The sequence below is a fragment of the Vibrio sp. FF266 genome, assembly GCF_041439695.1.
Classification (GTDB): domain Bacteria; phylum Pseudomonadota; class Gammaproteobacteria; order Enterobacterales; family Vibrionaceae; genus Vibrio; species Vibrio tasmaniensis_A.
The window spans coordinates 1-21,674 of sequence record NZ_JBGOOO010000013.1; the positions used below are offsets into that span (position 1 = coordinate 1).

Annotated in this window: 20 protein-coding genes; 12 read left to right on the top strand and 8 right to left on the bottom strand. The window is 42.7% G+C overall.

Going from position 1 to position 21,674, the window contains the following annotated elements; genetic code table 11:
* Positions 1-206: 206 nt before the first annotated feature.
* Positions 207-1,082 carry a DUF6602 domain-containing protein gene (locus tag ACED59_RS11765; protein ID WP_017097816.1) on the top strand — a complete coding sequence of 292 codons (876 nt, stop codon included), beginning with the start codon at positions 207-209 and terminating at the stop codon, positions 1,080-1,082.
* A 432-nt stretch (positions 1,083-1,514) separates the two neighbouring features.
* On the opposite strand, the gene ACED59_RS11770 is transcribed toward ACED59_RS11765, so the two are convergent.
* Positions 1,515-2,669, bottom strand: coding sequence for an IS110-like element ISVisp2 family transposase (locus tag ACED59_RS11770; protein WP_371705095.1), 1,155 nt, complete (start codon positions 2,667-2,669; stop codon positions 1,515-1,517).
* Between the two features lie 148 nt (positions 2,670-2,817).
* Between ACED59_RS11770 and ACED59_RS11775 the strand changes: the two genes are divergently transcribed.
* From ACED59_RS11775 to ACED59_RS11820, 10 genes are all read left to right on the top strand, one after another.
* Complete coding sequence (locus ACED59_RS11775; protein WP_017097818.1) at positions 2,818-3,252, top strand: GNAT family N-acetyltransferase; 435 nt, start codon at positions 2,818-2,820, stop codon at positions 3,250-3,252.
* A gap of 762 nt (positions 3,253-4,014) precedes the next feature.
* Positions 4,015-4,824, top strand: coding sequence for a class I SAM-dependent methyltransferase (locus ACED59_RS11780; RefSeq protein ID WP_017097819.1), 810 nt, complete (start codon positions 4,015-4,017; stop codon positions 4,822-4,824).
* A gap of 103 nt (positions 4,825-4,927) precedes the next feature.
* Positions 4,928-5,266 carry a hypothetical protein gene (locus ACED59_RS11785; RefSeq protein ID WP_083994552.1) on the top strand — a complete coding sequence of 113 codons (339 nt, stop codon included), beginning with the start codon at positions 4,928-4,930 and terminating at the stop codon, positions 5,264-5,266.
* A 155-nt stretch (positions 5,267-5,421) separates the two neighbouring features.
* The gene (locus ACED59_RS11790; RefSeq protein WP_371705096.1) at positions 5,422-6,057 is read left to right on the top strand and encodes an HAD family hydrolase; all 636 of its coding nucleotides are present in this window, start codon (positions 5,422-5,424) and stop codon (positions 6,055-6,057) included.
* A gap of 240 nt (positions 6,058-6,297) precedes the next feature.
* Positions 6,298-6,795 carry a DUF2867 domain-containing protein gene (locus ACED59_RS11795; protein ID WP_029223930.1) on the top strand — a complete coding sequence of 166 codons (498 nt, stop codon included), beginning with the start codon at positions 6,298-6,300 and terminating at the stop codon, positions 6,793-6,795.
* Between the two features lie 200 nt (positions 6,796-6,995).
* Positions 6,996-7,532: a GNAT family N-acetyltransferase gene (locus ACED59_RS11800; RefSeq protein ID WP_029222935.1), complete on the top strand. Its 537-nt coding sequence runs from the start codon at positions 6,996-6,998 to the stop codon at positions 7,530-7,532.
* Between the two features lie 194 nt (positions 7,533-7,726).
* Entirely contained in the window at positions 7,727-8,179 is a 453-nt protein-coding gene (locus ACED59_RS11805) for a hypothetical protein (protein WP_017097821.1), read from the top strand.
* A gap of 110 nt (positions 8,180-8,289) precedes the next feature.
* Complete coding sequence (locus tag ACED59_RS11810) at positions 8,290-8,622, top strand: hypothetical protein (RefSeq protein ID WP_009846781.1); 333 nt, start codon at positions 8,290-8,292, stop codon at positions 8,620-8,622.
* Between the two features lie 60 nt (positions 8,623-8,682).
* On the top strand, positions 8,683-8,964 hold the full coding sequence (locus ACED59_RS11815; protein WP_009846780.1) for a hypothetical protein: 282 nt from the start codon (positions 8,683-8,685) through the stop codon (positions 8,962-8,964).
* A 452-nt stretch (positions 8,965-9,416) separates the two neighbouring features.
* Complete coding sequence (locus tag ACED59_RS11820; RefSeq protein ID WP_017097823.1) at positions 9,417-9,713, top strand: hypothetical protein; 297 nt, start codon at positions 9,417-9,419, stop codon at positions 9,711-9,713.
* 148 nt (positions 9,714-9,861) lie between these two features.
* Here ACED59_RS11820 and ACED59_RS11825 read toward each other — a convergent pair whose 3' ends face one another.
* The 4 genes from ACED59_RS11825 to ACED59_RS11840 form a co-directional block, all read right to left on the bottom strand.
* The gene (locus tag ACED59_RS11825) at positions 9,862-11,370 is read right to left on the bottom strand and encodes an efflux transporter outer membrane subunit (RefSeq protein ID WP_017097824.1); all 1,509 of its coding nucleotides are present in this window, start codon (positions 11,368-11,370) and stop codon (positions 9,862-9,864) included.
* 2 nt (positions 11,371-11,372) lie between these two features.
* Positions 11,373-14,492 (bottom strand): efflux RND transporter permease subunit, encoded by a 3,120-nt coding sequence (locus ACED59_RS11830; protein WP_198928815.1) that lies wholly within the window; start codon positions 14,490-14,492, stop codon positions 11,373-11,375.
* 10 nt (positions 14,493-14,502) lie between these two features.
* Positions 14,503-15,636: an efflux RND transporter periplasmic adaptor subunit gene (locus ACED59_RS11835; RefSeq protein ID WP_371705097.1), complete on the bottom strand. Its 1,134-nt coding sequence runs from the start codon at positions 15,634-15,636 to the stop codon at positions 14,503-14,505.
* A gap of 100 nt (positions 15,637-15,736) precedes the next feature.
* Positions 15,737-16,615 carry a LysR family transcriptional regulator gene (locus ACED59_RS11840; protein WP_017097827.1) on the bottom strand — a complete coding sequence of 293 codons (879 nt, stop codon included), beginning with the start codon at positions 16,613-16,615 and terminating at the stop codon, positions 15,737-15,739.
* 233 nt (positions 16,616-16,848) lie between these two features.
* Here ACED59_RS11840 and ACED59_RS11845 point away from each other — a divergent pair, with 233 nt between their 5' ends.
* A complete protein-coding gene (locus ACED59_RS11845) occupies positions 16,849-18,531 on the top strand; it encodes a methyl-accepting chemotaxis protein (protein ID WP_029223931.1) in 1,683 nt (560 codons plus the stop codon).
* A 146-nt stretch (positions 18,532-18,677) separates the two neighbouring features.
* Here ACED59_RS11845 and ACED59_RS11850 read toward each other — a convergent pair whose 3' ends face one another.
* Genes ACED59_RS11850 through ACED59_RS11860 form a run of 3 tightly spaced genes read right to left on the bottom strand, consistent with a single transcriptional unit; the run spans position 18,678 to position 21,631 of the window.
* Positions 18,678-19,337 carry a sugar transferase gene (locus ACED59_RS11850; protein WP_017097829.1) on the bottom strand — a complete coding sequence of 220 codons (660 nt, stop codon included), beginning with the start codon at positions 19,335-19,337 and terminating at the stop codon, positions 18,678-18,680.
* A 9-nt stretch (positions 19,338-19,346) separates the two neighbouring features.
* Positions 19,347-20,534, bottom strand: a complete 1,188-nt coding sequence (locus tag ACED59_RS11855) for a glycosyltransferase family 2 protein (protein WP_017097830.1) — start codon at positions 20,532-20,534, stop codon at positions 19,347-19,349.
* Positions 20,531-21,631 carry a glycosyltransferase gene (locus tag ACED59_RS11860; protein ID WP_017097831.1) on the bottom strand — a complete coding sequence of 367 codons (1,101 nt, stop codon included), beginning with the start codon at positions 21,629-21,631 and terminating at the stop codon, positions 20,531-20,533. Before ACED59_RS11860 ends, ACED59_RS11855 begins: the two co-directional genes overlap by 4 nt.
* Between the last annotated feature and the right edge of the window lie 43 nt (positions 21,632-21,674).

Consider the following 21,674-nt stretch of genomic DNA (forward strand, 5'->3'; position numbering starts at 1 on the left):
CAAGAGTATGGCTTGCACTCGCTTTACTCTGCCGCGCAGCGGCTTCGTTCAACAAACAATTTAAGAGTGATTCCTCACGCTTGGCGTTTTTGGTTTTGGTGTAGTTTAGTGTTTACGGCGTCCAAGTGCAGTGCTGTGGTAGCGTGGCTCACACCTTAATTGGGCGTTAACTGTCATTGGCAACATATTGGAAAGTTGAAGAAAGTATGAAAACACTTCGTATTGGCGATATTTACGAAAAAGAAGCTCAAGACTTGCTGAACAGCAAAAGGTCAGTATCTATTGTTCATGCAACAGGAGATATAGACGCGAGTGGGGACGAACTTGAAATTCCAATCCGTAAGTTTCTCCGAAAGCGATTACCCGAAAAGTACTATGTTGGGCATGGGCATATTGTAGACAAGAACTTAAATATCAGTGCACAGTTTGACGTAATTATAGCTGATTCTAGTGCTACACCGATTTTATATGACACTGAAAATGGTACTGAGTACTTTCCATACGAATCTGTTTACGCTATCGGTGAAATAAAATCCACGTATAACAAAAACAGCAAGCAAATAGTTAATTTTTCCAACTCAATTGATACGCTAAAAAGCCAAATGGTTCGCGAGGCTGTCAATAAGCACTATATTGGACATGGAGTTCAATTAGGAGAAGAGTTTGGAATTTCAGGTGTCAAAGATATCAGAAATAACTTGTTTAACTTCATGGTTTTTGGAGGTTCAGGTAACTGCACGACTGCAGATGTGAGAGCACAGTTAGCCCAAAATAATCGTAATAGCAATCCAAACGTAATGTGCTTTCTGGATGGTGCCATCGTTACTCAGCTAGAAACTGACAATCAGGGTAACCCGATTAGCTCATATGTATTTGAACCTTGGGATGAGCAAATCATCAAAACTAAACTGGCTAGATTGAAATACACTCATGACAAAAAGTCAGGTATGGCTTTAGCTGTGTTGTTACTTAGTTTATCCAACCATCTATCTAAGACTCTCCTAAAATCGCCTAACATGACTGACTACTTAACAACGATGCTTGCGGAATCTAGTGCGGAGGGAGAGGTAGTCGGTATCTAATGACAGTTAACAAACTGTTTAAGAGTGATTCGCAACGCGTGGCATTTTCACTATGCGTTGCGTTTAGTGTTTAAGGTGGTATGCGGCGGCTTAGGTATTGCGTTGCTCACACCTTAACAGGGCGTTGATATGACCCCCACTGTCAATTAAAAACGTAGAAGTTTCTCTCCTGTATTATCAGAGCCTTTCTTGTTGCTTAGGGGATAGTGTTACCGCATAGATGAAGCAAGTAATGTCGTCGGTTCTCATGCTGATATACGTGGATTGCTCATCGTTTGATGAGTAGAGCCTACCTTACTTGTTCCGTCGTGGCACCTGTCTTCAGTCTATGCTCGTGGTTCAATATAGCCGAAGCTATATTGCCGTCCTAACGCCGTCGGTGTTTGTGCCACTCCCGATGCTTTATCCAATGCGATAACACTAATTCTGTCTTCATGCCGGTAATCGAGCGATTCGAGTTTTAGGATCCACATCGCTGATGACAACTTCACGAGTAATCGCCCAGATGTAAGCGATCATCTCTCTAGCGATGGCGACCACAACGACATTTCGGTGTTTACCTTTTTGTAGCAGTCGTTGGTAACGACGACATAACCTTTGCTGGGCCTGCCAAGCGATATCGACGATCTCTTTAGGCAGTCCTTCTTGCCTTAGTTGGAGCTCTACAGAGATGTTCGCTTTGTGCTTATAGGTATGTGCGCCTTCGACCAGCAACCGTCTGGCCCGACTGTTGCCACACTTTGTTAAGCTGCCACGACGAGTTTTACCGCCACTAGAGTTTTCAGTTGGAACGAGTCCGAGGTAAGCCATAAGCTTTCTTGGATGATCAAATCGTCGTAAGTCACCCAGTTCGGCTATTGTGCCGAGTGCTACGAGTAACCTGACGCCACGCATAGCTTGAATGGCTTTCACCACAGGATAGTATCGCCAGTTTTTGACTTGATGGAGTAGTTCATTATCGAGTCGTTGAAGCCGTTGCATTCGCTCATTGATGGTAATGATCATCTCTTGTAAAACGATTTGCTGACTATGATGAGGAAGAATGAGGTCGGTTAGCCACCGTAGATGTTTTTTAGACCAGTTATCATTCACCGTCGCTTGGATATTATTGCGAAGAAGAAAGCCTTTTAGTTGGAACTTCGCGTCTTTGAGATCTTTCATTGCGGTTTCTCTGGCTCGCGAGAGGTCTCGAATGGCTTCATCTTCTGCTTCCGGTACATAGATGGGTGTGAGCTCTTCGGCTTTTAACAGCTTGGCGAGCTTTGCAGCGTCTCGTTTGTCGGTTTTAACTCTATCGCCTGGCTTTTTAGGTATAAGTGATGGAGCGACGACATAGCAGCAGTGTCCAAGGCTTGTCATTAAGCGATAAGTCCAGTAACCACATGGCCCTGCTTGATAGACAAAGTGCAGAGTGGCTTTTGGATACTTGGATTGCAGCTGTTTGGCCAATTTAATCAACGCGGACTTATTAGATTTAATACGACCAAGGTGTTGTGGATTTGCCCCACGATGTTCTTGTAATACAGTGACTTGAATAAATGACTTATGCGTATCTAAGCCAATAAAAATTATGCTATCTTTATTCATGCTAGCCTCCAAATTTAGTTGTTTGACGCACTAATTATGGCTCTGGCTTTAAGCTAACCCACGATATTGGAGGCTAGCACCTTTCGTGGGGGTCATTATGTCTATGCGGTTTGGGAAAAATTGTACTTAATCTCAGGGAGGAGTTTGAGTGAAAGGCTTTAGAATTAGCACCAATAATGATGAACTTGATCTTAATGTCATTCATCAATTTGTTTCAACAAGCTATTGGGCTCAAGGTATCCCTAAGAGCACATTGGAAAAAGCTGTACTAAATTCATTCTGTTTTGGGGTGTTTGAAAGTTCAGGCTCTCAAGTCGGCTTTGCCCGCTTGATTACTGATAAGGCAACATTTGCGTACTTAGCCGATGTATTCATTCTTGAATCTCACCGAGGGATAGGGTTGAGTAAATGGCTAGTCAAAACAGTCGTTGAACATCCTGATCTGCAAGGCTTAAGACGAATGGTTCTAGCCACGAGAGATGCTCATGGCTTGTATTCACAGTACGGTTTTAAGCCTATTGAGAACCCAGAAATACTTATGCAAATCTGGCATCCGAACATTTATAACAAATCAACCGCATAATAAACTGTTTAAGGGTGATTCGCAACGCGTGGCATTTTTACTGTGTGTTGGTTTTAGTGATTAAGGTGTTTGCAGTAGCTTCGGTATTGCGTTATTCACGCTTTAACTTTTCGTTATAAGCTATTGCATTTGTTAAGTATTTCAAAGTATGCGTAAAAGGTTCTAAGTATTATTCTTTCTTTAGTTATGTAAAGCGGGTTACTTATAGGCTCATCATCTCGCAGTAAATCGGTTGCACTTATATCGAGTGTATTTTTTGTTCTAGGTCTTTTATCAACGAACATTGATGGGTTAGGTTTAGCGCCCATATTTGTTGTGTTGATATCCTTCTTTATGCTTATTATTCATGGTTTTCTGCACTTTAGCGGTCGTAAAAATAGCGATGTATTTAATGCTTATGAAGAGTCAGCTAAAACTAAGGCAGCAGCACTAGAGTCTGGGCTGAACAATAAAAATAAGTAATACGGTCAAGCTAGTTCGCTTATAACAAGCGATAGCAAATTTATATCCCAGTTAGCTATTTTCGCTACTCGCTTCAACGCATGAGTTGCATATTTGCTATTGTAGTCAGTAGCTTATAGCGAGTTACTGACTTCTGAAGTATAACTTTACCATCTGGATCTACGGCATGAAGACTAAAGCGGTTTTTAGTTAGGGCGATACCTTTAAGTATCGTTCTAATAACAAATTTAAGTCGACTGTGTAGTGGTTGCGTTGTCAGCTACTTAACGCAGCGCTAACTGGCAAAGGGGATGTTGACCAATGAAAGAATTGATAGCCCAATATACGGGAGCAAACGAAGATGAAAGGCTAACTCGGCAATATATCGCTCAGTTAGAGTTTGATACTACGATACATAAACTCACACCTTATTTACTTAAAGGGAAATCAGTATGTGAGTTAGGAGCAGCAACGGGGCGCTATTCCTTACATTTTGCGAAATTAGGTTGTGATGTTACAGCAGTAGAACTTGCGCCTGACCAAGTGAAGATTTTAAATACTAAAGCAAAATCTGAAGGTATTGAGTTAAAAGTGTTTGAGGGTAATGCTTGTGATGTGTCATTTATCGAAAGTAGTTCTCAAGACGTTTGTCTAATTCTTGGACCCTTGTACCACCTAAAAACTCTGCATGAAAGAGAACTTGCGGTTAATGAAGCACTAAGGATTTTAAAGCCAAATGGTGTACTAGCCATAGCCTATATTTCACGTTTCTTTGTCGCTGGTATGTTTGCCCAACAATTTCCAGAGCTAGTCACTCCGGAGGTGCTTTTAGAGTTAAATAAACATGGCACTGTATCAAACGCTAAAGCCGATAGTTTTTTTAAGGTCGGGTATTTCGCAACGCCTAGTGAAATTGAAAATCTTGTAAACAAAAACGGGTTTAATGTAATTGGACACGCAGCAACAGATGGATTTGGACGTTACATATCTAACGGTGTTAATAACTTTACGCCATCTCAATATCAGACATGGTTAGATTATCATTTGGCAAATTGCGACGAAGCAAGCCTTTTGGGATCAAGTAATCATGGTTTAGTGATCGCTAGAAAAGCCAGTTCACAAAGCAGTTAAGTCGGATTCATAAACGTGTGCCGATTTTGTTTCGCTTCATTATGGCACACGTTCACTCACCGTTTATTGGGACGTTAGCCGTTCTATTGGTATCAGAGGGAATATGTTTAAATTCGTAAGGTTGATAGTGCTATCAAATTTATTAGCACTGCTAATTGTGGTTACTTTCGAGTATTTCACAGGCTATTTGAAACTAGCATTTTCTAGTGATTATGCGTTCTATTCAATGCTAATTCTTCTTGCTCTGGGTTCACTTTTGTCTTTTTCCGGTCATAAGGTCGGATATAGTGACCCTAGTAACATGGCTGGCGTTTCTGCTAGTTCGTTAATTGAAAACGAGTCTGCTAAATCAACCATTGTGACAAAATTAGAGAGTACGTCTGTTGGGCACAGCTTATTGCTCGCTAGTTTGTTGCCACTACTTTATTGCCTACTATCGTAGCCATCACCTAATAGATTGTTTAACTGGATTCCAAAACGCTCAGCACTTTTGTAATGGTCGGCTTTTGTGGGTAAGGTAGTCATATTAGTTTGGTTGCATTTTTCACTAGTTAACAAGGCTTATACGTGCTTGAAAAATCTAACACGGAGAGTGAATTGAAAGATTACGAAGTTTATCTGTTCGATATGGACGGAACATTAGTAAATTCAGAGCCTTTAAAGGGCAAAGCGTTAGCATTAGCTTGTTTAGATTATGGCGCACACGTAGACCACAACATTTACAAAGATGTTATGGGGGAAAGTTGGCAGGTTGTAACGGGTCACTTTTTTGAAAATGCAAATATTGCTCCTGACTTAGAAGAGTTTAATTACCACTTTCGAGCTCATTACGAACAGATGCTCAATGATGATCTTGAGCTAAATGTTGGGGCTAAGGCTTATATAGAACAGTTAAAACTAGCAGGGAAAAAGTGTGGAGTTGTTAGTTCAGCAGCAACATGGATGGTTGATAATATTTTAACCTCGTTGCAGTTAGAGAATGCTTTTGACCTTGTTATCACACAGGAGCACGTAACTAAGCATAAACCGGATCCTGAAGCCTATACTTTAGCTCTTGGTAGATTAGCGGCTTCACCTGGCCAAACAATTGTGTTTGAAGATTCCACAGCGGGTATTCGTGCTGGTAAATCTAGTGGCTGTGACGTCATTGCTGTTAAGCATAGCTTTAATGGTAAAAATGATCTAAGCGGTGCAGTTAAAGTAATCAGTACATATGAGGAATTGCCCGTATAAAAAACGAGTATGGGATTAGTAATTAAGACCGGGTAACTGACTTCTCAGTATTGCCTTGCCATGTTGCTCTGCGGCATGAAGGCTAAAGTGTTTTTTAGTTAGAGTGATACCGCTGAAGTAAGAATCATCAGACATGTTACCTCCGGTGTAATCCCACTTAAGTGTGGCAGTTCCTCAGGAGGGGGAGCCCATATTATTCGCTATGGCGCATTGTCGACTTTTCATCATCAAGGAGAGTTTATGTCTATACCCAAGAAGTCACTATTGAGCAAGTATTCCAAAAATTCATATTTCTGTGATAGCTTTTCAAAAAAAATAAAATACAACAACCAAACTGCTATTGAAGTATTTCTTGAAATAGCAGCTCAAACACCGACTTGGATTGCATTTCTGATGTCTACGAGAAACTGGGTTGTATCGAAACTCGGTTTGAAAAATTTGGGTGGTCTACAAGATGTATCCCGAGATAAATTAGGTTCAGAATATGTTGTAGGCGAACGAGTCGGTATTTTTACACTGGTCAGTTCAACTGAGAATGAAGTTGTATTAGAAGACTGTGATAAACATCTTAATGTCCGAGTTTCTTTTCTTATTGAGCCTGAAGGAGAAACCGCAATTGTTCACGCAAATACCGTGGTTCATGTGAACAATGTGTTTGGCAAGACCTATATGTTCTTCGTTACGCCATTTCATAAAATAATAGTACCAAGCTCCCTGAAAGGGTTAGAACAGGCATAACAAATAGGGATTGAGTATGAATACGATACTTTAATTGGGCAGGTGAAAGCTATAAATCAAGAAATATAGCGAGTAATTTAAGCAGACAGTTAACACTTGGCCGTTGCAGTTCGGCTTTGCTTTAGTGATTTAGATGGTAGATTTGAGTGTGTTTCGTTACGTTATTGGGCGTTAGCTTACAACGATGAAAAGGAACTTCGATGTTTAAAATTGAGACAAAGCGGCTGATTATTAGGGATATGAATCCTAGCGATGAAAATGCTTTCGTGGCGATGTCTCAAGATGCTAAATATCAGCGTTTCTATGATGAAAGTGACTGTGACCCTATTAAATATAAAGAGTTAACCAACTTGTTTATAGCCCAGGCGTCTGAAGAACCAAGGAAATCATATCAACTCGCAGTTGAATATAAGAGCACAGGGCAGTTCATTGGTACTGTTTGTTTGCGTTTAGAAGACAATCAGCAAGCTTCAATGGGGTGTGCGTTTTCAAGATCGCATCAAGGTCATAAGTTAAGCAATGAAGCGGCTCTCGCTTTGGCTGATTTTGGTTTTTCAACATTGGGCGTACACCGCATTTATGCGGAGACAATCAGTAAGAATTTACCTGCCATTAAGCTCTGTAAGTCTTTAGGTATGCGTCAAGAAGCGCACTTTAGAGAGCATCGTTTTTTCAAAGGGCGGTGGTGGGATACCATAGTTTTAGCTGTCCTGCGATCCGAATGGGTCAAAGCATAGCCAAGTGGCTAATGTAGATTCGATGTGCTTTATAACAAGGCTTAAACCTGAACAAGGTTATTCTGCTTTGATACTTTGGTTAGGTAGTATCAAGGTAATGCTACTTGGTTTTGGGGAATCTACTTTCATTACTCGCCACGATTATTTAGAAAGGCCGCAGTAAGATAGCTGTTGGCTAGGTAATTGGTTGTTCGTTGTCTATAGGAGATATAACTGTGTTTTATAGTAAGGAATACAACAAGGGGTTGTTGCTCATCCTTGTTTCGATAAGTGCTTTCATTGTCATTATGTCTGATAATAACTCCGGAACATTCATCGCTCACGCCATCAACGGGTTAATTGCTTTGCTCTTTTTCTCCATGACAATTGAGGTCAAAGGCAATGCATTGAGCTGGTATTTCGGTTTTGGTTTTTGGCGTAAGAATGTAGAAGTGTCAGACATAACGGAGACATCGTTTTATCAAAGCAAGTGGTATCAAGGTATTGGCATCCGCATGTTGAGCGATGGTTGGTTATATAATGTATCGATAGGTTCAGCGCTGAAGTTAAACCTAAGCAATGGAAAGCATGTTTACATTGGTTGTAAGGATACAGACGGTTTAAATGCGGCCTTGAAAGCTGCTAACGAACAGATAACTCAAAAGTGATTTACGAGGCTTGGCACTTTTCGTTTAAAGTTTGACTAATGTTTAAGGTCGTATGGTTTTGGGGCAGTAGCGTTGCTCGGACCATAAACGTGAGGTTGACAGGGAGAGTTATGAATCAACAAGAAGCCTTTATAGGTTTTGCGGTTTATGGGCTTATCAGTAGCTCAATTGGCTTTTTTACGTTTTTTATTATCAAAGGTGCGAAGTACAAACAAACATTGTGGACTTTGCAGTCTGTTGTTTTTGGTATCTTCTCGATTGGTTTTATCTATAGCTCAGGTGGTAATGGGTCAGAATTATTGGTCTGGGTTCCGCTGGTTATCTTGACGTCTATTTACAATATCCACTCATTGAAATTTTGTGTTTCTTGTGGAAAAACTAACGTAAGAAAAAGAGGATTATCATCCATAAAATCATGTAGTGGATGTGGTAATGCTTTATAGTAAAACTACGATATACCAGACGTTTGTTCATTTTTAGTTTCAGCCTTAAAAGGAAGTTGTATGAATTTAGATAAAGCTAAAAAACGCATCGCAAAGCAGGTTAAAAAAGGCGACAACGGATACCCAAAAATCACGCTAGCGTATTACGGAACGACAAAAGATCTCGCAACGGAAGTTTCGGTTCAATTTATGTTGGGTGAGAGCGATGGTGTTCAAGAGGAGCGTTTCTCTTGCGAAACAGAAATTCGAGATAATGAGTTAATCCAGACAACGTTACTCAAGATAATCGAGCGAGCGAATGTTAACTCAGTGATTGAAGTTGAAGGCGTGACGGTTCTTTAGTTTGCTTTGAGTCTAAGCGTTTGTTTATTAATGTCGGTTTGGAACCTAATTCAGTCAGCGAACTTAGGTTATAACGAAATTGTCTATATACGTGCTTAAAGGAATAGGGAAATGCAAGAAAATGACACTGTATTACGATGTGGAAACTGTAATAAGAAAACGTCACACATCAGGTTAAGCGCGTCCGAAGTGAAGTTAAAACAGCAGGAGAAAAACACCCTCAAGTCACGAATTCTAAATATTGCATTCGGCGTGTTATTGGGTTCACATAAATCAAAATCAAAAATTAGCTACTTCAAGTGCTCGGTTTGTCATGCTGAGTATGATGATAGCGAAAGCGCTCCCCATGGTTGGGGCTAGTTGGCCTTGTTACTATGAACTCACTTCTCAACGTTTATCGTGAAGATTTGCAGATTATTGGTATGATGTTTCTATAGTCTTCGAGAGGTTTTATGATGTTGAAAATGACAAGTAGTGTACTTGCGGTGTGTTTATTCGGTCTTAGCGTGGGAGCTAACGCTTCGACACTCGAAGAGTGTGCCAAACTCCTTCCTGACGGTCACACTTATAAAGTAGAGATCATTTTAGACGTAGATAAGACTGATAAGGAGCCAACGGTTACTGGTAGTTTTGGGGTGACGGGTGGAGCCGATGCGCCTGAGACTTTCGATATTGGTGATTTTGTCGAGTGCGCAGGCCCTTTGATCAAAACCGTAGACACAGATAGCAACGATGAATCTAAGTCCTAGTCACTTGTTATCTTGTTGGTCAGCTCATTAGCCAGTTAACGAATTCATAAAAATACCGCCGTAATCAACGGCGGTATTTTTTATTACGTTTATTACATCATTCACCACAGAACAAAGAACATTCAGCAGAGAACATAGAGCAGAAAGACTAGTTAACGTGAGCTAATTCGACACTCTGCGTTTCGTTCGCCACTTTCCAATCTCCACCCAAGGCTTTATACACCGCAATCGTGGTGTTGGCGGTTTGAAGCTTGGCGGCTACTTGGCGATCTTGCATCGCTTTTTGTTGTCTTTGTGCGTCTAACACCGACAAGTAATCGACTAGCCCCGCTTTGTATAGCGACTTTGCCTTGCTCACCGCGTTATCAACGGCAAGGGTAGCTTCATCGATGCGCGTTTGGTTCTCTTGGCTACGGCCATAGGCAAACAAGCTTGAATCGACTTCTGCAAAGGCGCTGTCGACAGAGTGTTGGTAGTTAAGCGCTGCAGAACGGAACCTTGCTTCGTTCATTTCTACCATGGCTTCGCCTCGGCCACCATCGAATACATTCCAACTGATACCGGCAGATGCAGCCCAACCGAATGAGTCGCTACTGAACAGATCATCAAAGCTTCCAGCCGTCACACCTGGCGTACCCGTTAGGAAGAACTTTGGATAGCGATTAACAATGCTTGCACCAAGTTCTTCGTTAATGGCTGCCATTTCGCGTTCTGCGATTCGGATATCTGGGCGTCGTTCTAATAAGTCAGAAGGTAAGCCTGTCGGAATTACATCGTTCATTCGCGGAAGGGTGAATTCACCGACTAAACGTTGGTTTACGCTCGTGAGTGATTCGCCTAACAACACCGCCATACGTTGTTTGTGAACTTGCTCTGCTATTTCAAGTTGAGGAACAATAGATTCAGTCGCCGCAAGCATGGCTTTGGCTTGAGCAAGATCTAACTCAGACCCGTAGCCGCTGCGAACCACTTTGGTGACCAATTCTAAAGTCTGCTTTTGGTCGGCTATGTTCTCTAGTGCGATCATTTTTCGCTCTTGCGCGCCACGATATTGCAGGTAATTGTGAATGACATCGGCAGTGATCAAGGTGTTCAGGCCTGATTGGAATATCTCGGCTTGTTCAACTCGAATCGTCGCTGCGTTGGATTGTTTGTCGATACGTCCAAACAAGTCCATTTCCCACGCGATGCTCGCACCTAAGAATCCACCATCGTGTTGAGCTTCCAGCAACGACATGCCCGTTGCTGACTCAACCGCATCAGAGGCACCAAATACCGGGCCGAGTAGGGAGTCGTTCTCACTCAGTTGGTAGTTGTAATAACCACCACCGACGTTAATGGTCGGAACCTTGAATGATTCGACCACGCTTTTGTATGAGTTCGCCATGTTGATTCGCTCGGCTGCCAGTTTAAGTGGGATGTTCTGGCTTTGAACATCGGCCACTAACTGATTGAGCGTGGGATCATTGAACTGTGTCCACCAATGATTATGCTGTTCGTTTTGGCTCACACCGTCTTGGTTCACATCAGCTTGGCTATATAAGAACGTCTCTGCCATGGTCGTTTGCGGTTCTTCGTAATCTGGGCCAACCGCGCAACCTGTCAGCAACAAAGCGAGCGCTATGGGAGCTACTTTAAACTTAGTTAATGGATGCATGTTTATTGCTCCTTGTTGAATGAAGTTGTATTGCCGCTGTTTGAAGGCTGAGGTGTTGCATCAAGCACAATCACAGCGTCTTTGATTGCTTCTGCTACTGACTTTTTTTCTTCAGTTCGATAGAAAAGCTTGTACAGCGCAGGCATCACAAACAGAGACAACACGGTTGCTGCAGCTAAGCCTCCGATAATGGTTGCCGCCATCTGGTCAAACAGTAGGTCGCTTAACAACGGGATCATACCAAGTGCTGTAGTCAGTGCCCCCATTGAAATCGCCATTGTACGGTTCACGGTTGCTTCTTTGATGGCGTCAGATAGTGAGCGCCCGTTCTTACGTTCAAGTTCTATTTGGTCCATCAATACAATGCCGTTTTTGATGATCATACCTGTTAAGGTTACGGCGCCAATCAATGCCATAAATCCGAATGGTTTATCCAATAGCAATAAGCTGAATGTGGCACCCGTCGCTGCAAGCGGTAGGGTAGTGAAGATGATTACTGGTTGTTTGAAGCCGTTAAACATCGCCACCAAGATGATGATCATTAACAAGATTGCTTTAGGTAGCTGTTTAAGAATATCGCTGACGGCTTTATGCTCGTCGTAATATTCGCCGCCCCATTCTAAGTGATAACCATCAGGAAGGTGAATGGACTCAATTTGCTCTTTAACGGAGTTTCTTACTGCTGCAGGTGTGGTGTAACGACCAACACCTGCTTGTGCTGTGATGGTTTTTACTCGGTCACGACGCCAAATCATGGTTTCTTCACTGCTTAATTCAAACCCATCGATCACTTGGCCTAGTGGAACGCTGTGAATACCTAATAAAGAACGAACCGGAAGCGTTTCTAGCGATTGAATCGAGCTCTCTGTACCACGTAGTTGAATAGTGACCAACTCATCGTTTAAGTTCATACGACCCAAGGGCATACCTTCTGAAGCTCGCTTCATCGCGAACGCAATATCCGCACGGTTTATACCTGCAGAGCGCATCTTTTCTTGGTTGATGACAGGCTCAAATACTTTACTTTTCTGTCGCCAGTCGTCACGAACGTATTTGGTGTCTGGGTGTTCTGCGAAGATTGCTTTTGCTTGCTCTGATAAGCCATGTAAGACCTCGGCATTAGGGCCTGAGAAACGTGCTTCAACGCTGAATTTATCCGCCGTCGCCAATTTTAAGCTTCTAAAGCGAGGGTCTGCGTTCGGAAACTCTTCCATTAACCATTTATCACCGCGTGCAATCAATGGGCTTAGTGACGGAAAATCGGTCGCGTTAATCAAAATCTGACCATAGGCCGGATCGAACGGTTCTGGCTCTATAGTCACTGAGAAGCGAGGAGCACCTGCGCCAACATAGGTTGAAATACTTTCGACTTCGGGCTGTTCCAACAACCATTGTTCGATTCGCTTCATGTCTTCTGAGGTTTGTTCAACCTTGGCACCGTTCGGTAGCCAGTAATCTAGGAACAGGATCGGTCGGTCGGCTTGTGGAATAAAGTTAACGGCAATGTTCGGGATAGCTAATGCCGTCACTAATATCAACGGAACCAAAGCGCTCAATGCTTTAAGCGGATTATCGACAGTCCAGTTGACACTCTTACGGTATAAGCTGACTTTGGTGTTATCAGCTTGCTTGGTTGGCTTGATGAAGAACCAACACATCAAGGCCGTGAAGGTCATCGCAACTAGCCAAGACAGTAACAATGACGACGCGATGATAAGGAATACCGAGCTTGCGAACTCAGCAGCATCGGTTTTTGAAAAAATTACAGGGCTCGCACCCATGATAGCGATAACTGTCGCACCAAAGAGTGGTGTTGCTGTCTCTTTAACAGAGTCAATCGCGGCTTTAGTGCGGTCGATGCCTTTGTTGATTTTCACAATCATCATGTCGGTGATGACAATGGCGTTATCTACCAACATTCCGAGGGCAAGAATGAACGTACCTAGCGAAACTCGGTGTAAGTCAATCGAAGTCATGTTCATGTAGATAAGCGTCAACAAGATAGTCAGCAGGAGGCTCGAACCGACGATGGTTGCGCTTTTTAATCCCATGAATACCGACAAGACGATAAAGACAATCGCGACACTTTCTAATAAGTTGCTTACGAAGTTGTCGATCGATTTCTGAACTTCTTCAGGTTGGTTAGCAACTGTCGCAATATCAACACCTAGTGGTAAGGTTGTTTGAAAATCGTTGACGATCTGATTGATTTCATCGCCAAGTGATACCACGTTAACACCGGTGACTGGGCTCATCGCTAATGTGACTGCAGGTACACCGTTGTAGCGGTTTTCTGTCATCATTGGCTCTTGGTAACCCATTGTGATGTCAGCGATATCGCCTAAGCGAATTAAACTGGTTCCCAATTCACTTACGCCGCCTTTGATCATCAGATTTTTGATGTCGTCTAACGAACTGAACTCACTCGACTGTTGAACTCGGATTCGCTCAGTACCTACTGAAAACTTACCCGCATCAAACGTCATGTTTTGCGTATTCAACTGCGACCAAACTTGTGTGATAGATAGGCCGTATTGCGCCAACCTTTCATCTGGGATATCGATATGAACAACGCGTGGTTGAACACCATGCAGTTCAATCTTCTTAATACCATCGACGGTTTTAATTCTGCGTTGGAGCTCTTCTGCGTAACGTCTTAATTCTGCAGGCGATGCATCCTTACTGTGGATAGAGAAAAGCATGCCGTAGACTTCAGAGAATTCGTCTTGTACGACACTGATCTGTGCAGTTGAAGGTAGCAATAACTTCATATCAGACACTTTACGGCGTAATAAGTCCCACTCTTGAGGAAGTGCTTTTGAATTGAGAGACTCTTTTAGGTCGACAAATACCATCGACATGCCGGGGCGCGATAAAGATCGAAGCCTATTAAGTGTCGCCATTTCTTGGAGTTTGGTTTCGACGGTGTCGGTGACTTGTTGTTCCACTTCTTCCGCAGAAGCGCCAGGGTAGAGCGTTACAACGACGGCCGTCTTTATGGTGAAGCTTGGGTCTTCAAGTTTTCCAAGCTCAAAATAAGAAAACAGGCCTGCGATGACACTCAGTGCAGTGAAAAACAGGATGAAGGTGCGTTGTTTGATTGCAAAATCAGCTAGATTCATCATGGTTCACCTACAGGCTTTTAACTTGAATATTGGAGAAGTATTGTCCTTCCACCACGTATTGCGCGCCACTCACGACCACGAAGTCGCCATCGTTGAGCGTCGATTCAACACACACAGTATTTTCGGACATAGAAATCACATCCACAGTCACGCCATGAGCTTGTTCATTTTTAACAGTGAATACTTGCTCGATACCCGTTTGGTTGACTAACGCAGAATAGGGCAAACAGAAATTACTGCTCGCTTCTCCAAGTTGAGTCGTCAATGTGACCGCTTTTCCAGGTAATACCGATTTGTCAGTGGAGTCGACATGGTAAGTAACCGCATAGGTCTGCTTGATTGGGTGAGGTGACGTCGAAATTTCAGCGGCATAACCAACTAGTTTAGTCTCTGAACCATACCAATCTATGACAGAAGTTTGATTTGGTTTGAACTCATGAATCAAATTTTCAGGTACTTGAATTTTAACTTCAAGTTTATCTGGATTGTGGATTGTGAACACCGAGATGCCCGGCATTACTTGTTCGTACTGGTCAAAATTTGATGCCGCAACCACACCATCGAAAGGGGCGAGCAATTGGGTATAACGAATCGAATCTTTCGCACGGCGTATATTCTGTTCTACGACTTTAACCGCCGCTTCACTTCGCTCGTACCCGCTGATTGCACGGTCTAGGTTAACATCGGCAATCGCATTATCAGCGATGGCTTGTTTTACTCGTACAAGTTCGGATGTCGCCAATTTGTGTGCAGATTTAGCTTCAAGGGCTCGTGCTTGTAACTCTTCTAACGCGACTTGATAGTCATGAGGGTCTAACTGCGCAAGGGGTTGGCCTTTCTTTACTGAATCACCAACAGAGACCATCATATTTTGAATAGTGCCAGGCACACGAAACGCAACGCCAGCCGTTTCCGATGATTGTATCTTGCCAGTAAAAGACTTTTCAGCCGTATGTGAAAGAGGTTCAAGTTGAATCACTTGAATTGGTCGAGCTTGTTTTTGAGGCGCAGTCGCCTCTGAGTCATTACAGCCAAACAGGGCGGTTAAGCTTAGTGCAATGACTGTATATTTGAATATAGGTGTCTGTTGAAAAGTAGACGAACGTTGAAAAATAGATGAATGTTGAAAGATAGGCTTCATGGATTGCTCCTCTTGAATTTATGAAGCGATTCTATCTTTCTATTTCGTTAGGATAATCTAGCCTGCTCGTGAAACACTGTCACAATATTCATTACAATAGTTAGAGTTTCGGAAGTTCTTGTAATAGAAAATCAATCAAAAGCTGTGCTGAATGGCTTAACGCTTTACGCTGAGGGTAGAGCAACCATGCTTCTTCTTTTTGAAGATTGTCGTCGGGGAATAGGTTAATCAAGCTACCGTCTTTGAGCTGATGTCGCACCAAAAGTTCTGGTAACAACGCGATACCTCTATGTCGAATAACACCGCCTTTAACAAAGCCAATGCTGTCACTGACGACCGAAGGTTCTACTTTGATGGTGTGATCTTTGATGTCCCATTCTTTATCGATGTCCCCACTTGGCCACCTGAAGCAAACAAATGGGTAATTAGTGAGCTCTCTTAGGCTTGAAGGCTTGCCTTGTTTCTCAATAAATTCAGGGCTTGCGACAAAAATACGTTGAAGAACCATCACTTTACGGGCAACCACGTTTGCATCGCTCAACGTACCACCATGCATAGCGAGGTCTAACCCTTGACGGTACATGTCGACAAAGCCGTTACTAATGTTGCGAATATCAAGCTCAACCTTAGGATACATATCTTGGAATTTAAACAGAGTCGACTGCATGATATCGCTGGTTTCAGGCAATAGACCAATCTTAATTTGTCCGTGTGCAACCTCTGACAGGTTGGAAGCGACATGGTTTGCTTTGTCGAGCGCACTTAATGCATTGAGTAGTTCTTTGTAATAGAGCTCGCCAGATTTGGTTAAGGAGAGGCTTCGTGTGGTTCTAAAGAACAGTTGAATGCCGAGAGACTTCTCAAGGTCGTTAATTCTGCGGCTAACGTTAGCTCGCGGAAGGTCAAGAGCATTAGCGGCGGCAGTAAAACTACCCAGTTCGACAACGGTGGTGAACAACTTAAGATCTTCGATTTTCATAGGGTTGGTTTCGAATTTGGGTATTGGATGACAACAGTTATCGTATATCAAATAGTACATAAAATCGAAAAAACAGCGAATAATTAATAACCTATTGGTGTGTATGAGACATATGTACTCAGGTGACTTAATGAAAAACGAAATCACCTCATCGATACAATCAATAAGTACGGCGTTTATTTAAAAGTATGCATGATGTAATATCTTCGCGAATATAATGTTTGAGACTACTTATGTATAATTTATCTATGAAAATGAAGATGCTTTTGTCTGCAATTGTACCAGCGATGTTGGTTGCGATTGTGACTCTAGTAATTGTTATTAACTCCCAACTATCGGCTCTTGAATATGAAATTCAAGACTACCAAACGGTCTTAACCGATGAACGTAAGAACAATATTGAAGATGCAGCTACTATCGCTCAATCTGTAGTTGAAGATGTAGTTCGACGCTTTGGTACAGGTGAAGAAGCGCAAGAAGCGGTTAGATTCGCGTTAAAAGAAGCACGTTTTTCTAATGGCAGCGGATACTTCTTTGTGTTCGACGAAAATGATCACTACATTGTTCACAGTCTAAAGCCTCAACTTGAAGGTAAAGATGGCGGCGGTTTAAAAGATCCGAATGGCATCAAAATCACTGTTCGCCTACATGAACAGGCGACGAGAGGTGGTGGTTTCATTGAATACATTTACGACAAACCTGGATCGTCTGTCCCTCAACCAAAAATTGCTTACGCTGCTCCTATTTCGGGAACGGGTTGGTTCTTAGGTACGGGTCTGTATATTGATGACATTGCTAAGGCTACAGAGGTTTACCGTCAAGAAGCCAGTGAGCGTATGGAAACGCAAATTTCAACAATTGTCATTACTGCGCTTGCATTAGTAGCCCTAACTTGTCTGATCATGTCTTATGTTGCTTCACGCATGATTGCCCCAATCAAAGACATGCTTAATACCTTTATCGACATTGCGAATGGTGAAGGTGATCTTACCCATCGAATTAATGTGTCGGGTACAGATGAAATTGGACAATTAGGTAAAGCATTTAACCAGTTTGTCGGCAAGCTCCACAATATTATTACTGATGTTTCGAAAGCTACAAATAATGTTACGACGGCCACTGACCAAATAAGTAGCCAAACGGTTCACCTAAGTAATCAACTTCAAGAGCACAACCACGAGACAGAGCAGGTAGTGACAGCTGTTACTGAGATGAGTAGTACAGCAAACGAAGTGGCACAAAGTGCTCATCAAGTGGCTAGTGCAACGAATGAAGCTAACAATGACGCTCATAATGCTCAAAACCTTGTGCAAAAGTCGACACAATCTATTGGCTCTTTAGAACAGAATGTAGTGACCACAAGTCAACACATGAATTCACTCCACGACCAGTCTAAAAAGATAGATGGTGTGTTACAGGTTATTGGCGAGATTGCAGAACAAACTAACTTACTAGCACTAAACGCAGCAATCGAAGCCGCGCGAGCAGGTGAGCAAGGTCGAGGCTTTGCTGTAGTAGCAGACGAAGTACGTAACCTTGCAAGTAGAACTCAAGGTAGTACGTTAGAGATTAAGACCATGCTTGATGAGCTTCATAAGTTGGTTGAACAAGCGGTTTCGTCTATGGGTGAAAGTAGTAATACTTGTCAGGATGTTGTGACTTCATCAAATGATATTTCAGCGGGTTTAAATGATGTTAGCACCGCTGTAGCCTCAATCAATGCAATGACCGACCATATAGCAACTGCGGCAACAGAGCAAAGCTCAGTAACGGAAGAAATAAACCGTAACTTGGTGACTATACGCGACATTGTAAGTTCACTGCTGATATCGAGTGAAACATCAAGTACCGCTGTGGATGAACTTAAACAGGCTGGTGGGCAATTAAGCCAACTTGTTGGTCAATTTAAGCTTTAGATACTAAATAAGCATAAACACTCCAATATAAATTAAAAGTGGCGACCAATTGTTAAGCAATTTGGTCGCCACTTTCTATCAAGCGTCAGAGTTACATACCCTTAAGTAGACTATAAAAAACATCCATCACCGCAAACACATCCCACCTATTGTCCACGTCCATCGACCATTACTATGATTGTTTTAGAAATGATACTGAGATCAGCCACAATCCAAGATTTCATAGAGCACAGACTCAGTGCATAACTGTGGTCAAAGCCCACTTTACGACGTACATCATCAATACAGGTATCATAACCTTGATTTACTTGTGCTAGTCCCGTAATACCGGGCATTACGCCGTATGTGCGGTCAGCAAAGTAGGGGATTTCGTTCTCTAGTTTGGTGTAAAAAGTAGGGCGTTCAGGACGTGGGCCAATTAGAGACATCTCACCTTTCAATACATTGATCAGTTGTGGCAACTCATCAAGACGCGTCTTTCTTAAAAATCGGCCAACGGGTGTGATTCGTGGGTCATTCGCCGTAGCCCAAACGGCACCAGAACGCGTTTCTGCATCTTCGTACATACTACGGAATTTCATGATCTCAAAGATTTCCATTTTCTCCGGTGTCGATTTACCAACACGCAGTTGACGGTAGAAAATCGGGCCACGAGAAGTGAGTACAATAGCCATCGCAATCAATGGAAATACTGGCGCTAGCAAAATCAAAGCAATCAGTGAACTCACGAAATCGAAAGTACGTTTAGCACGAGAGATTTTGTATTGGTATAAGTTTTGGGTAGATAGCTGTTCAATATTCATCATAATAAGTCCTTAATGATTCGCTCGTGTCCAAGGTGAGTTTTCTAGCCCGATTAGGTAACGAATGCCACCAATGAAGTTGGCATAGTGTCCAACTATCAAATAAGAGATTAATGAAATAGGTTTATTTACGAGACGCTTTGGCAAGATGCAGCCAAGTACGCCAATGGTATACACGGCAACTTGAGCCCATAACAACACTTCAAATACCAAGTAGTTGTTAAGTAAGATTGAGCACACCAAGCACACAATCATTAAATATGGAGTGAGTAGACGAAGTCCTTTTCCAGAGAAGAACGCAAACGCGATGCCTTTGAACTTCGGGCTGAACAAGCCAAACAATCGAATCGCTTGTTGCATGTTACCCGCTGAAATACGAAGTCTCCTTTTGAAATCTGTTTCTAAATTTGATTCTTCTAGTTCCAGTGCGACCATTTGTGTTTCGTATTCTGCGATGTAACCTTGTTTAACGATTCGCATCGGTAGGATGAAATCATCATTAATAGTGTTGAGTGGAAGCAGTTCGAACAGGTGTGTTCTAAACAAGTAGAAAGCGCCATGAGAACCTAAGCTCGAACCTAATGAAGCTTCTGACTCTTTAACGGCAGTTTGATACTGCCAATAGGTATTTTCACCTTCGTTACGTGTTGGGCAAAGCTGATACGTTGCGTTTACCACTCCAACCTTGTCACTTTCAAAGTGAGCGGCGGCAATAAGCAGCGCATCCAATGAAATAAGGGCTGATACATCACTCATCGCTGTAATGTCACTGGTTATGCATGTCACTTCCTCATTTATAACCGTGACTTTACCTCGGTTTAATTGATGGTCATGTATCTCAAAATGAACATCACTGCACATCGCTTCTTGAATCGTCATTTGAGCGATTTTTACCGTGTCATCAGTACAACCATCACAAGCAATAATCACTTGTAACTTCTTTTTTGGGTAATCGAGTGAAGCAAGATTACGAACTTTATCTGCGATCCATTGTTCCTCGTTAAATGCCGGTACAAGAATGGTGATGGTGGGTAACGTACAATCTTGCTTCTCATCTTTGTAACAACGATGACTCTCTTCAATTTGACGTGCTGGGTGGCTTTTCGCATACCAGCGTAGTAGTAAAGGATAGGCTGCGTGATGATAGACAATTAACGCACCTGAAAACAGACAAAGTCCTGCAAGTAACCAATCGATCATGCGTATGCTCCTTCTGAGATGTCGTTGTAAGACGAAACCATTTTGATGATATCGAAGTTGTCGAGAACGTAACGACGAGGTGACAAAAAGCGTTCATTTTGTTTTTCTAATAGCGCACTGGCTAATCCGGCAATGCTGCCACTTTTGACGAGGGAACTGCTGATGGGACATAAGGTTTCGTCAACCGCACCGACATTCATCGCGACGGTTGGAATGTTACATGCTTGGGCTTCGAGTGTAGAAAGAGGAAGCCCTTCGTGGCGTGAAGGTAGGCAGAAGGTATCCAGCGCTCCGTAAAAGGTAGTCATGTCATCCACTAGGCCGAGAAAGATCACACGGTCGCTGAGATTCAAGCGGTCAGTGAGTTGTTCCAGTTGATTGCGTTTTGAACCATCACCAGCCAGTGCGACAACGGTGTTTGATGGCAGTAGAGCAAGTGCCTTAATCAGCTGATCTTGACCTTTCACGTGCTCTAAACGCCCTGCACAACCAATGATGTATTTGTCGGTTGGTAGGTTGTGCTTTGCTCTCGCGTCTGCTTTTGACATCGGTTTAAACTTCTCACAATCTACGCCGTTTTTAATCGTGATGATGTTTTTGTATGAAAACGCACAACGTAACTGATTGTAAACGCGTGTTGCATCGGCCACTAACGTTGGTTGAGCCGCTTTCAATGCAAGGGCTTGTAAGCGACGACGTTTGTTATTTTTCAAATGCCAAGCATCATGCTCGGTATGAATTCGAGTAGGAACCCCAGTTACACGGGCAGCGTAACCCGCGTAGAGCAGTGGGCCTATGTGATGCGTGTGAACAACATCAGGTCGAATACCGTTAAATGCTTTCATCAATTTGATGATGATACTGAGTTGTACGCCTGGTGCTTTGTCCAAAAAGACGATTTGATTTTGATACTGCTTTAATTTACGCCAGTTGTTGATCGAGTCTTGTTTTGTTCCTTCTAGACTGACAATCAACACTTGGTCTGTTGGTTTAGCAAGGCGCAGCAAATCTAACGTTAGGGTTTCTAATCCGCCGGGAGCGAGGTGCTGAACAACGTGTATGATCTTTTTACCATGCTTCGTTAAATGCGTATTCATAATTTGGACCCTGCCTTTATAAATCTTGTTTCGCCTTTCTGAC